This window comes from Microbacterium sp., from assembly GCF_036823965.1.
Taxonomy (GTDB): Bacteria; Actinomycetota; Actinomycetes; order Actinomycetales; family Microbacteriaceae; genus Microbacterium.
Window position 1 is genome coordinate 1 of the sequence record NZ_DAITBE010000002.1, and the last position, 13,551, is coordinate 13,551.

General features: G+C 68.3%; 8 protein-coding genes. 2 read left to right on the forward strand and 6 right to left on the reverse strand.

Annotated features, from left to right (window positions below; genetic code table 11):
* Positions 1-4,728 (forward strand): PKD domain-containing protein (locus tag V7Z82_RS04295; protein WP_334148358.1); only part of this gene is annotated, 4,728 nt, incomplete at its 5' end.
* A 139-nt stretch (positions 4,729-4,867) separates the two neighbouring features.
* Here V7Z82_RS04295 and V7Z82_RS04300 read toward each other — a convergent pair.
* The 4 genes from V7Z82_RS04300 to V7Z82_RS04315 all read right to left on the reverse strand — a co-directional run bounded on the left by V7Z82_RS04300 (position 4,868) and on the right by V7Z82_RS04315 (position 10,059).
* Entirely contained in the window at positions 4,868-6,082 is a 1,215-nt protein-coding gene (locus tag V7Z82_RS04300) for a hypothetical protein (RefSeq protein WP_334148360.1), read from the reverse strand.
* Entirely contained in the window at positions 6,079-7,401 is a 1,323-nt protein-coding gene (locus tag V7Z82_RS04305; protein ID WP_334148362.1) for a hypothetical protein, read from the reverse strand. The genes V7Z82_RS04300 and V7Z82_RS04305 overlap by 4 nt, the downstream gene beginning before the upstream one ends.
* Positions 7,398-8,822, reverse strand: a complete 1,425-nt coding sequence (locus V7Z82_RS04310; protein WP_334148364.1) for a polysaccharide biosynthesis tyrosine autokinase — start codon at positions 8,820-8,822, stop codon at positions 7,398-7,400. The genes V7Z82_RS04305 and V7Z82_RS04310 overlap by 4 nt, the downstream gene beginning before the upstream one ends.
* Before the next feature lie 82 nt (positions 8,823-8,904).
* Positions 8,905-10,059 (reverse strand): glycosyltransferase, encoded by a 1,155-nt coding sequence (locus tag V7Z82_RS04315; RefSeq protein ID WP_334148366.1) that lies wholly within the window; start codon positions 10,057-10,059, stop codon positions 8,905-8,907.
* A 143-nt stretch (positions 10,060-10,202) separates the two neighbouring features.
* On the opposite strand from V7Z82_RS04315, the gene V7Z82_RS04320 reads away from it, so the two are divergent.
* Positions 10,203-10,778, forward strand: coding sequence for an arsenate reductase/protein-tyrosine-phosphatase family protein (locus tag V7Z82_RS04320; protein WP_334148368.1), 576 nt, complete (start codon positions 10,203-10,205; stop codon positions 10,776-10,778).
* A gap of 21 nt (positions 10,779-10,799) precedes the next feature.
* Here V7Z82_RS04320 and V7Z82_RS04325 read toward each other — a convergent pair whose 3' ends face one another.
* Together V7Z82_RS04325 and V7Z82_RS04330 are read right to left on the reverse strand one after the other, a co-directional pair.
* On the reverse strand, positions 10,800-11,966 hold the full coding sequence (locus V7Z82_RS04325; protein ID WP_334148370.1) for a glycosyltransferase: 1,167 nt from the start codon (positions 11,964-11,966) through the stop codon (positions 10,800-10,802).
* A 4-nt stretch (positions 11,967-11,970) separates the two neighbouring features.
* Positions 11,971-13,503, reverse strand: coding sequence for a sugar transferase (locus V7Z82_RS04330; protein WP_334148372.1), 1,533 nt, complete (start codon positions 13,501-13,503; stop codon positions 11,971-11,973).
* Between the last annotated feature and the right edge of the window lie 48 nt (positions 13,504-13,551).

The following is a 13,551-nucleotide window of genomic DNA, read 5'->3' on the forward strand; positions in this document are numbered from 1 at the left end:
TCGCAGGACGGCTTCGAGGGCGCGTTCCGCGCGAACTGGAGCGACGGCAGCCTGCAGTGGATGGAAGACTGCCACGGCGACAGCTATGACGTCGCGCCCGTCGGCGACGCGATCTACGTGGTCGGACACCCGCACTACTGCGGCAACGTGAACGGCTTCCCCGAGACGAACCCGCGCTCCTACAAGCACTCGCTCGCCTTCTCGAAGGCCGCGAGCGGAAAGCTGATCACCAACGACACGCAGGGCTACCGGAACTTCGCCGGCCAGCCCTCGGGCGATCTGCTGCAGTGGTACCCGGAGTACGTGCCAGGAACCTACACCGGCCAGTCCCAGGGACCGTGGCAGGTGAGCTCCTCCGGTGACTACCTGCTCGTGGGTGGCGAGTTCCTCAAGGTGAACGGCGCATCCCAGCAGGGCATCGTCCGCTTCGCCAAGAAGAACGTCGCACCGAACAAGCAGGGACCGCAGGTCCAGGGCGGCGCGTGGACGCTCAGCGCCACGTCGTTCCAGACCGGCGTGAACCGGCTCTCCTGGAACGCGAACTACGACCGCGACAACCAGAGCCTGCACTACCAGGTCTTCCGTCAGGACAAGGGCATGACGACGCCCCTGTACGAGACCGATCAGCTCTCGAACTTCTGGACCAGGCCCGCGATGTCGTACCGCGACTCCACGGCGGTTCCCGGAACCACGTACAACTACCGCGTCAAGGTCATCGACGCATACGGCAACAGCACGCAGGGCGACTGGACGCCGGTGACGACTGCCGCGGCAGGCGTGTCGACCGCGTACGACGAGGCCGTCCTCGCCAGTGGAGCCGTGGACTACTGGCCCCTGAACGAGTCCACGGGCACCGCCGCGTACGACTGGGCAGGCGGCAGCGACCTCGCAGTCGCCAACGGCACCCGTGGCGCGGCCGGTCCGGTGACGCCCGGCTCGGCGACCACCTTCAGCGGCAGCACCGGCTCGTCGGCCGGCACCACCACCGCGACGGCGGGCCCGCAGACCTTCACGGTCGAGGCCTGGTTCAAGACGAACAGCACCCGCGGCGGCAAGATCGTCGGCTTCGGCTCCAACGCGACCGGCAACTCCGGCAGCTACGACCGTCAGGTGTACCTCGACAACTCGGGGCGCGTCACCTTCGGCGTGTACCCCGGTGCGACCCGCACTGTCACGAGCGGCACCGGCTTCAACGACAACCAGTGGCACCACGTGGTGGCGTCGCTGAGCTCGAAGGGCCAGGTCCTCTGGGTCGACGGCGTCAAGATCGGTGAGCGCACCGACACGACCTCCGCACAGGACTACATGGGGTACTGGCGCATCGGCGGCGACAACCTCGGCTCCTGGCCGAACGCCGGCACGAGCTCCTACCTGAGCGGTTCGATCGCGAACGTCGCCCTCTACGACCGGGCGCTGACCCGCAACGAGATCGACGCGCACCGCATCGCCAGCGGCCGCACCAGCGCGCTGCCGCCGGCACCTGCCGACAACTACGGCAAGTCGGTCTTCGCCCTCGACCCGACGCTGTTCTGGCGTCTGAACGAGACCGGCACCGGCACGTCCGCTGCGGACTCCGGCATGAACAACTCCACCGGTACGTACACGGGCAGCACGAGCGTGCTGGTCAAGAACCAGACCGGTGCGATCTCCGGCGTCACCAACAAGGCGATCCGCTGGGCGCCGACCACGAGCTCGACCACCGTCCGGCTCGCCGGCACGAAGCAGTATGTGGCTCCGCAGGTCTTCTCGGTGGAGGCCTGGTTCAAGACCACCTCCACGGCAGGCGGCAAGATCGTCGGGTTCGGCGACAGCAACAGCGGACTGAGCAGCAGCAACGATCGTCACATCTACATGACGACCGACGGCAAGCTCAACTTCGGCGTCTGGAACAACGCGCAGTTCAACCTCACGACCACGGGTGCGGTGAACGACGGTCAGTGGCACCATGCCGTGGGTTCGCTCTCGGGTGACGGCATGGCGTTCTACGTCGACGGAGCACTGGTGGGGACGAACACCAACACCGTTGCGCAGGACTACAGCGGGTACTGGCGAGTCGGCAACGACAGCGGCTGGGCCGGTGCGACGACGTTCAGCGGCACGATCGACGAGGTCGCGGTCTACGGCGCAGCACTCTCTGCGACGCAGGTGAGCGAGCACTACCAGCTCGGCGCCTTCGGCTCGGTGAACCAGGTTCCGACCGCCGCATTCAGCAGCGTGCCGACCGATCTCGCCGTGGCCTTCGACGCCTCGACCTCGGTCGACACGGACGGAGCGATCGCCTCGTACAAGTGGACCTTCGGCGACGGAGCCACCTCGACCGACGGCCCGACGGCTGCGCACACCTACGCGACCGGCGGCACCTACGACGTGAAGCTCACGGTGACGGATGACCGCGGCGCGACCGCCACGATCACGCAGCCGATCACGGTGCAGGCGGCGAACGTGCTGCCGACCGCCGCATTCGACGCAGTGGCGACGCACATGAGCGTCGCGGTGGATGCCTCGGCATCCACCGACTCCGACGGCACGCTCGCGACCTACTCGTGGTCGTTCGGCGACGGGGCACTCGCCACCGGCAAGACCGCGACCCACGCGTACACGACGCCGGGCGAGTACACCGTGACGTTGACGGTGACCGACGACCGCGGTGGCAGCGCGACCACGACCCAGCAGGTGACTGCGGCGCTCGCGCCGAACGTCCTGCCGACCGCGGCGCTGACTGCGACGATCGCCAACCTGACGGCCTCGCTGGATGCCTCGGCATCCGCTGACTCCGACGGTCAGATCGTCTCCTACGCCTGGAACTTCGGCGACACCGTCACGACGACGACGACCACGCCCACCACGACCCATGACTACGCGGCGGGCGGTGCATACACCGTCACGGTGACCGTCACCGACAACCGCGGTGGCACGGCGACGGCGACGAAGCAGGTCACTGCGGTCGAGCCGCCGAAGTTCACGGTGCTCGCGAACGACAAGTTCCAGCGCACGGTGGCCTCCGGATGGGGCACCGCCGATCAGGGCGGAGCGTGGACCACGTCCGGAGGAGCCGCGAGCTTCTCGGCCAACGGGACGTCGGGCCAGATCGTCACCAACATCTACGACACCCGTGGTGCGATGCTGAACTCGGTCTCGTCGAAGAACACCGACACCGTGGCCAAGTTCACCGTCGACCGGACCGGTGCAGGGTACTCCTGGACGATGTTCGGCCGTCAGGTCGGCGCCGACAACTACTCGGCTCGGGTGCGGTTCGAGGCAGGCAACACGATGCGGGTCTACATCCTGCGTGGCGAGACCGCGATCGGTGCCTCGTACGTGCTGCCCGGCACCTACACCGCCGGTACCGAGCTCTCGGTCCGCCTGCAGGTCACCGGCACCTCGCCGACGACCATCCGGGCGAAGGTCTGGCGCTCCGCTGACGCGGAGCCGACTGCATGGCAGCTGTCGGGCACCGACACCACTGCCGCGCTGCAGGCCGCCGGTTCCGTCGGTCTGACCGCGTACCTCGGTGGCACCTCCGCCACGCCGACGGCGACGATGAACCTGCGTTCCTTCACCGTCGTGGATCCGACGGCACCGACGGCGGCCAACCAGCTTCCGACGGCGGCCTTCACGCCCACGGCTGCAGGTCTCAAGGTCTCGGTCGACGGATCGGCATCCACCGATCCCGACGGCACGATCCAGTCCTACGCGTGGACCTTCGGCGACGGGGGAACCGCGACCGGCGCGACGGCATCGCACACCTACGCGGCGGCGGGCACCTACTCGGTGAAGCTCACCGTGACGGATGACCGCGGCGGGGTGGCGACGAAGACGTCTTCGGTCACGGTCGCCCCGGCGCCGAACCAGGCACCGGTCGCGGCGTTCACGCCGACGGCCACCGGGCTCTCGGTGTCGGTCGACGGATCGGCATCCACCGATCCCGACGGCACGATCCAGTCCTACGCCTGGACCTTCGGCGACGGAGGCACTGCGACCGGCGCGACAGCGACGCACGCCTACACGGCGGCCGGCACGTTCGACGTCATCCTCACGGTGACCGACAACACCGGTGCGACCACGTCGCTCACGAAGCAGGTCACGGTCACGGCGCCTCCGGTCGCCACCGCGCTGGCAGCCGACGCGTTCGCGCGGACGGCAGCGGCCGGCAGCTGGGGCTCCGCCGACATCGGCGGTGCGTGGACGCTCCAGAACGGTGCGGCGGCGTACAGCGTGGCTGACGGCAAGGGCATCGCGACCCTCACACCCTCCGCCACCAGGATCGCGCGGTTGGGCGTGACGGCGACCGACGCACTCGTGCGGGTCTCCATCTCGACCGATGCCTCCGTGGCCGGTGGCGCCGCGACGGCGACCGTGATCGGTCGCCAGGTCGGCGCGTCGAACTACTCGACCCGCGTACGGTTCGAGGTCGGCGGCGGCGTGCGGCTCTACCTGCTGCGCGACGAGGTGGCACTGGGCTCGTACCTGATGCCAGGGTTCACCTACACGCCGGGAACCGTGCTGAACGTGGCGCTCTCGGTCACCGGTACGAACCCGACGACCCTCGGCGCCAAGGTCTGGGTGGCGACGGATGCCGAGCCGGCGAACTGGCAGGTCACCGCGACCGACACCACGGCGGCCATGCAGGCCACCGGAACAGTCGGCCTGATGAACACGGTGTCCTCTGCCTCGACGCTTCCCTCGACGGTCTTCCGCTGGGATGACCTGAACGTCACCAAGCCCTGAGGCTGATCGACCAGACACGGCAACGCCGGGAGTCCGCAGATGCGGGCTCCCGGCTTCGTCGTTCCCAGGACAGCCGTCGTCCCCGGCCCAACCCGCCGTTCGGGGATGCTCGGAGTCAGCGCGTCACCGGGTCAGCAGGTCAGCGTGCGAAGCTCACGAACTCCGGGTTGGAGATGGCGGAGGCATCCTTGCGGGTCCGCGGCACCATGGCGAGTGCGACTCCCAGCACGAGCGTCGAGATCGACGTGGAGAAGAACGGTGCGAACAGGGAATCCCAGAAGACCTGGATCGCGAGGAAGATCATCAGTCCGCTCGCCGCCCGCTTCGCGACCTGTCCTGCCGTGCCGAGCGTGATGATCACGAGCGCGACGATGAGCATCGCGGCCCCGAAGAGCCCGAAGCGGATCCACAGGTCGCCGAGCATCGAGTGCACTTCGAAGCCGTTGCCGAACATGTACTTCTCGACGTAGCCGTTGTTCGGGTCGTAGTTGAGGCGTGCCATGCCGGTCTTGGCGATGAGCAGATCGACGCCGTTCGCGAGTGTGCCGGAGCCGAGGCCGAACGGGTTCGCAGCGATGAGCTCGGTGGATGCGCCGAGCTCAGGACGACCGCCGAGCAGGAGCGAGCCGGACTGCGCGATCTGCGCCTCGGAGCGCACCGCTGCTGCCTTGCCGAACCACCCCTCGAGGATGAACGCCTGCAGTGCGGCGTAGCCGATCACGGCAGTGAACCCGAAGACGGCGAGCGTCCGCACGGTCGTCGAGCTCTTCGCCAGTCTCGAGCCGAGGGACTGCCAGACCACGAGCGCTGCCGCAACCAGGAGCATGGAGCCGGCTGAGCGGGAGTCGTTCAGTGCGGAGACCACGGCGAGGAGCAGCAGGGCGATCATCTCGACCCAGGGGCGGCGGCTCATCATGCACAGGGCGAGGACGATCACCGTCGCAGGAACCGACAGGTCGAACTTCCACACGTTGTCCATGTCGAGACCGTGGAAGACGACTCCCACCATCAGTCCGACGCCGTACCAGAGCGCGGTCGCGGCATTGCCGAGCAGACTGCGCACCCACACCACGACGCCGATTCCGCCGATCACGCTGATGAGCGAGAACGTGTTCTGCTGCATCATCGACTCGCTGGTCGGATGATCGCCGGCGAAGAAGTCCGTCAGCACGAGTCCGCTGACGATGGCGAGACCGCCGAGCGTCACGATCGCCGATCCGCCGCGGTGGCGCCAGAGCGTCACCACCCAGACCGGCAGCAACAGGATGCTGATCAGGATGCCGGCCGTCACGCCCTGGAGCAGCGTGATCCTGGCGGCCAGGATCACGCAGACGACTGCGGCGAGGACTCTCACGTCGCGCCGTCTTCAGGACCTGGCGACGCACCCATGAGGCGATCGCGGTGGCGCGCGATGTAGATCGCGAACGGCACGACCTGGAAGACGAGCACGGATGCCGCGTTCGCGAGCACCGGGCCTCCGGCGCCGAGCGACGGAGTGATCAGCAGCGCGAGCACGATCGTGGAGATCGTCATCAGGGCGACCGGGATCATCTGGAAGCGGATGCCGGCCTCATCCATCAGGAACATCCCGAGCGGATAGAGCGCGGCCTGGCAGACGACCATGAGTCCGAACGCGATCACGGTGGCGCTCGAGACCTCGAGCGAGTCGTTGGTGATGAACCCGAACAACCAGGGGGAGACCGCCCAGACGATGGCGCAGATCACTGCGGCGCCTGCGGCGAAGAGCGCGGCGATCGCGTACGGACCTCGGGTCAGCGTGCCGCGGGCGCGGGAACGGGTGAACAGCGGCCACAGGGCGAGTCCGCCGGCTGCGACGACGCCGTTGATCGCGAAGAACACCTGGCCGACCGCGCCGTACTCCGCGACCTCGTGCGTCGTGCCCGACTGGGCGAGGATGTACCGCAGCAGCGCGACCGAGAGCGGCGCCGAGATCAGCTGGACGAGCATCGGCCAGCCGATGTGCATGACCCGCACACCCGGCACGCTGCGCACCCTGGGGATGTCGCGCATCGCGCGGCGGAGCAGTGGCGAGAGTGCGCCGAGCGCGAAGCCGAATCCGGCGGCGGCGATCGCGAATCCGGACACCATCGACGACAGCGCGAGGAAGGTCCCCGCCGACGGCGGCGCGAACGACACGAGCAGCCAGACCAGCAGCAGGTTGAGCGGCCCCTGAGCCGCCTGGATGAGGATGATCCAGTGGTTCTTGTGCAGGCCGAGCAGCACTCGCTGCCAGATGCCCAGCGGGATGCCGAGGCAGAAGACGGTCAGCGAGACGAAGGCGGCGAGATCAGCACCGGGGATCGTGCCGGCATCGCCGAGGATCGCCCGCCACGCACCGGTGAGGTAGAGGATCGCGTTGAGGACCATGCCGGAGCCGGCGAAGCCGACCATGATGCGGCCGACGGTGGTGAGCTGCGCCCGGATCACACGGTCTTCACGAGGGGTGTCGCTCACCGCGATGCTGTTCACCAGCACCGCGCCCGACCCGAGGTCGGAGAAGGCGATGAGACCGGGCAGTGATGCGACCAGGGTGTACAGCGCGTAGTACTCGACGCCGGCGCCGCCGATGATGAGGCGGACGGTCAGGACGCCGCAGACGAGCGAGATGGCCATCGAGATGGCCCTCGCTGCGAGTGCGAGCAGGACGCTCATGCGCCGTGCGCGGCGTCGTCGCCCGGTTTTCCTTCAGCGCTCGCGTTCGCCTGCTTGGCCGCGCGAGACCACCGCCGCGGCGGTGCCTCCGGCACGTAGTACGGGCCGCGATCGTTGCGCTTGACCGCATTGAGCACGATGCCGATGACGTCCTTGTGCGTGGACTTGAGTGCTGAGAGCACTGCGCTGACCTGCTTGCGGCGCGTCTTGCCGGAGCGAGCGACGACGAGGACGCCGTCGGACAGGTCTGCGAGCCACAGCGCATCCGACACCACGAGGGCGGGAGCACTGTCGATGATCACGTACTCGTAGCGCTCGCGAGCGACTGCAACGAGCTCGCGCAGTCGGTGCGAGGTGATCAGCTGGCCAGGGTTCGGCGCCGGCGACCCGCCTGCGATGATGTCGATGTTCATCGACTGGGCGTGCTGCACTGCCTCGTCGAACGTCGCATCGCCGACGAGGATCGACGTGACGCCGACCGAGCCCTCGAGCTGCAGCTGCGTGGCGACGGAGGAGCGTCGCAGATCCGCATCGATGACCAGCACGTCGTGGTTCGATTCGGCGAGTGCGGCGGCCAGACCGATGCTGACCGAGGACTTCCCCTCGTGCGGTGCCGATGACGTCATCATGACGACCTGCAGCTCGCGGTCGACGGCGACGTACTTGAGATTCGCCGCGAGGGCGCGGAACGACTCGGCTGCGCGGCTGTCGCGACTGCGGAGCATGGTCGACAGGACCGTGTAGTTGCGGCGCCAGGCCACGATCTCGCCGATGACCGGAGCATCCGTCACCGAGGCGATGTCACCCCGCTCGGCGATCCTGGTGCCCAGTGCGCGTCGGATGAGCGCGTAGGCGACGCTGAGCGCGAGTCCGAGCGCCGCGCCGATGAGGGTGATGAGGCGGGTGTTGGGGCCGATCGGCGCCTGCGGCATGCGGGCGGGGGCGATCGTCTCCAGACGAACTGCCGGCTGGCCGTTCGCATCGCTCGGGGACACATCGGCGACGGCGGAGACGAGGGAGTCCGTGATGGCGGCGGTGATCTCCTGCGCCCGCTCCTTGTCGCTGTCGGTGACCGAGATCTCGACCACGACCGTATTGAGCGTGTTCACCACCGACACGCGCTTCGCGAGCTGGGTGGCCGTCTCGTCGAGCCCGAGGTCATCGATGACCGGGGTGAGGACCAGTGGAGAGGAAGCCAGCACGGCGTAGGTCTGCACCAGGCTCTGCACGTAGCTCGAGCCCTGCACGAGCTCGTTCGTGCTGTCGCCGCGCTGCGGGATCACCATGACGGCCGCGGTCGAGCTGTACTCAGGAGGCAGGGTCCTCGAATAGCCGAACGCCGCACCGGCGCCGATGATCGTGAGCGCGATGATGACGATCCACTGTCGACGCAGGGCGTCGAGGTAGTCCTGCAGTGACATGTTGTTCCTCCCCAGTGTTCGAGCGTCCGGCTTCAGAGTGCCGGGTGCTCGCCCACTGACTATTCTCCCCTGTGCACGGCCGTCAATCCGCCGTGAACTCCGAGTGTGTCACTCCGACGGAGCTCTCCACGGTTTTCGTCACGATCCGCCGATATCCTGCGACCGAATGGCGCTCGGCTGCGGCGGCTGCGGCGGCAGCCGTGTGCAGGACCACATCCGCCCAGGTGTCCATGAGCTCCTGGATCGCATCGGCCACAGCGACGGGGTCCCCGGGGGGAACGACCCGCGACGTCGGATACTCCGCCACCGCCTCGCGCAGCCCGGTGAGATCGCTGACGATCACGGGGCGTTCGGCGAGGATCGACTCGACCGCGGTGTTGCCGAACGACTCGTCTGTGCGGGACGGGACGATCATGACGTCGCAGGCAGCGACGTGCGGCCAGATGTCGGCGGCGTAGCCGTGCGAGGTCACCGTGTCGTTCAGCCCCTCGGCTGTGATCTGCGCCGCGAGCTCGGCGGCGTACCACTCGTACCCGCGGAAGACATCGCCGACGATCTCGAGCCGGGCATCCCGTCCGCGATCGCGGAGCACGGCGATCGCACTGATGACCACGTCGGGCGCCTTGCGCGGCGACAGGCGGCCCACATAGCCGATGCGGATGGGGTCGAGATGCTCGCGCGGCGGCGAGACCGACGGCGGACCGGGGACCGGGTTGAGCACGACCGTGATCTTCCTGCGGAGCCCCGGCAGAGTGCGACGCATGAGGTTCGCCGTGAAGCGGCTGTTGGCGATCACGGTGTGCGCCCAGAGCTGGGGGCTGTAGAGGAAGGCGCGCATCGCCCAGGGCGAGCCGGCCTCTGCCTCGTGCACGTGGGTGATGGTCCGGACGCGCCTCGCGCGCAGCAGCATCGGCCAGTGCGGGAGGACGACGGTGCTCACGTACGCGGCATCCGGACGGTATCGGGAGACCAGCCGCCAGGAGTCGACGAAGCCGCCGACGGCCGAGGCGAGCAGCTTCGGCCAGTTGCGCGGCCGCAGCAGCTGCTTGCGGAGCACGAACATCCGCTGCACCACGACGCGCACGCCGTGGGACTCGAGGGCTGCCACGAGCGGCCCGTGTTCAGGAAGTGCGGCGACCACATCGTGGCCGGCCGCGGCGAGACCGGCCGCGGACTCGAGCGTCACGCGGTCGGCACCGTACAGTTCAGCGCCGGGGTGGACGATGAGGACGAGCAAGAGGTTCCCCGTTCCGTTCGTGTCGAGGCCCCGCCGGAAGCCGATCGGCGGCAGATAGGATCATTCTTACCGTGTCGACGCGGCTGAGGGGAAACCCTCGAAGCCCGCGCCCGCACCGATCAGTGCGGGGGAGGGGAATCGGGATGACTGGACGGGTGCTCTTCGTCTGCGCGCAGAACATCTGCCGTTCGCCGCTCATGGCTGCCGCGTTCGAAGACGAGCTCGGCGCCGATGCGAGCCAGTGGGTCGTCGGGTCAGCCGGCACGGAGGCTTCGCCTGGACGGCGCGCCTGCCGGTACTCGGTGGAGGTCGTCGTCACGGCGCTCGGCCATCTCTCCACGCCGTTGACCATGGCGGACCTCGACGCGGCAGACCTGGTGATCGCGGCGTCTCTCGCGGAGCGATCGCTGATCGTGCGGAAGAGCCCGAACGCTCGCTCTCGCACCTTCACGCTCCGCGAAGCCCTGCTGCTCGGGGAGCAGGACGTCGCGGCCGCATCCCTCGCCGAGTATGCGGCCGTCCTGGACTCCCGTCGAGGCACGCTCGATCTCCCCACGCAGCGTTCGCTGCCGTGGCGACGTGAGACGGGGCACCCCCTCGACGTGGTCGACGTGCACCATCTCGGCATCCGCACGCACAGGAGGGGTCTCCAGAAGGCCGCCACCGACACGCGCACGCTCGCGCGCCGCCTGCAGCAGGGGATCGCTCCGCGGTCCTGACCCGAGGTCTGCGGGCGCTGATCACCATTCCTGGGTGCGCCGCGTGGCCCGCCGCGCGGTGCGGTGGACGCTGACACGCTTCGCGAGCGAGCGAGCGAGTCGTTCGTACTCGTCGGCGACGTCTTCCCAGCGGAATGCGGTGCGAGCGCGCTCCTGTCCTCGGACGCCCAGCTCCCGCGTACGGTCCGGATCAGCCTCCGACTGCTCGAAGGCGGCCGCGACGTCATCCGGCGTCGAGAAGAACCAGCCCTCATCGCCGAGGACCTCGCGATTGAACGCGACGTCGAACGCGATGACCGCCGTCGAGGCGCCCAGCGCACGCAGGAGCGAGGGGTTCGTGCCGCCGACGGAGTGACCGTGGTCATAGGTGAACGCGTGGAAGTAGAGGGCGTCCAGCAGATCCTGGTCGTACACCCCGCCGACGAGACGGATGCGCTCGTCCCCGGCGGCGGCCTGCTGGATCCGCTGCGTGTACTCGCTGCTGTAGGGGGCGGACCCGACGACGACGAGCGGCAGCGTCGCGGCGCTGCGGCGGTAGCCCTCGACGATCTCGAGCACATGGTTCTCCGGCTCGAACCGGGCGACCACGAGGTGATAGCCGGCCGGCGTCAGCCCGAGTTCTTCGATCCGGCCATCCGCGACGGACTCGAGGATCGGAGCTCCGTACCGGATCATCTCGGTCGGCACGTCGAACTGGTGGCGGTAGTAGTCGGCGATGCCCGGAGCATCCGCGATCAGCGCGTCGGCAGTCCGCACGCCGAACTCCTCCGCCCAGCGGTAGTACGCCTTGCCGCGGGGTCCCCATTTGGACCGACGCCATTCGAGTCCGTCCATGTGCAGGGCGACGGGCGCGCGACGGAGGCGGAGCAGCGGCAGGAAGGGGGAGTTCGCGGCGTTGAAGACGAAGGTCGCGTCCGGGCGACGACGGAACATGAGATGCAGGGTCGAGAGACCGGTGTGGCTCAGCGTCTCGATCTGCTTCACCGGGACTGCGGGAAGATGCACGACGCGCATCCCGAGGTACGTCTTCTCGCGGTGTGCGGACCCGCGCGTGTAGACGACGACGTCGTGACCGCGCTCAGCGAGACGGCGACCGACTTCCTCGATCGCCGTCTCGAAGCCGCCATAGGCAGCGGGCACTCCTCGTGTCCCCACCATCGCGATGGTGAGGGGCTGCGAATCGCTCATCCGATCAGTATGCCCCGCTGGGCTGCACCATGACCTTCGCAGTGCGCCACATGATCTGGAGATCGTTCATGACCGACCAGTTCTCGACGTACCGGAGGTCGAGGCGGACGCTCTCGTCCCACGAGAGGTCGCTGCGGCCGGAGACCTGCCACAGGCCGGTGATGCCGGGCTTGATGTAGAGGCGACGGAAGACGGTGCCGTCGTACGCGGTGACCTCGCTCGGCAGCGGCGGACGCGGACCGACGACGCTCATGTCGCCGATCAGGACGTTCCAGAACTGCGGCAGCTCGTCGAGCGACAGCTTGCGCAGAATGCGACCGACGCGGGTGACGCGAGGATCGTTCTTCATCTTGAACAGGAGGCCGGCTCCCTGGTTCTCCGCCTTCAGCGCCGCGAGCTGCTGCTCGGCGTCCGTCTTCATGGAGCGGAACTTCACCATCTTGAAGCGACGGCCATCGCGGCCGACCCGCTCCTGGAAGAAGAAGATGGGGCCGGGGGAATCGAGCTTGATGAACAGCGCGAGCAGCGGCGCGATCAGGCCGATCGGGATCAGCGCCAGCCCGGCGACCACGATGTCGAGAGCGCGCTTCAGCAGGTGCTGGCCGCCCTCGTAGGTCGGGATCTGCACCTGGATGAGGGGGAGACCCTCGACGGGAGCGAACGAGATGCGCGGACCCGCGACATCCGTGAGTCGGCTCGAGAGGACAAGCTCGGCGGCGGTGCCCTCGAGCTGCCAGCTCAGCTGCTTGACGAACTCGGGGTCGCCCTCCGGGCGGCTCGCGACGATGATCGTGTCGGCGCCGAGCTCGGCGGCGACCGTGGAGACGGTGTTGACGTTGCCGAGCACGGGGAAGGTGGCTGCGCCGATCTCGATCTCGCGGGCGTTGCCGTCGAGCAGGGTCGCGCCCACGACCTGGTACCCGGAGGCGCCGATCGGGTGCAGCTTGCTCACCACGTACTCCACGTCGTCCCTGTTGCCGACGACGAGCGTGCGCGATGCGAATCGGCCGTGGCCGCGCTGGGCCTGGAGCCAGTGGCGCCAGACCCAGCGGGTCACGAGGAGAGTGAGCACTCCGAGCGGCAGCCCCAGCAGCAGCGTCAGTTGCATCGACTCCCAGTTCAGGAGCACCGCGACGATCGCGATGATCCCGAACGCGAGACCGCTGGCGTGCACGACGCCGCGATACTCGGTTGCGCTCGCACGGAACAACGCGGCGTCCCGCGTGTGCAGCGCGCTGAGCATGAGGTACCACACGGCGGCGAGGGGGATGCCGCCGCGAAGGACCTCGGCCGGAGCGACGTCGATGATCAGCTGGACAGCGGCAGTCAGACCGACCGCGAACAGGATGACTGCAGCATCCGTGATTCGCAGGCGCATCCGATAGCGGCGTTCCCACTGACGGCGTCGTTCCAACGTTGCGGATGCGCGCGGCGTGACCACGGTGCGCGTCACCGACTTCGTAGCTCTCGGTGCGGCGACCGGCAAGAAACCGGCTCCGGTGCGAGCGATGCTCAGAGCATCCTCGACGGAGGTCATGCCCAGGCCCCGAAAGCCGTTGATGTACGCAGAATTCCCCAGTGCGAC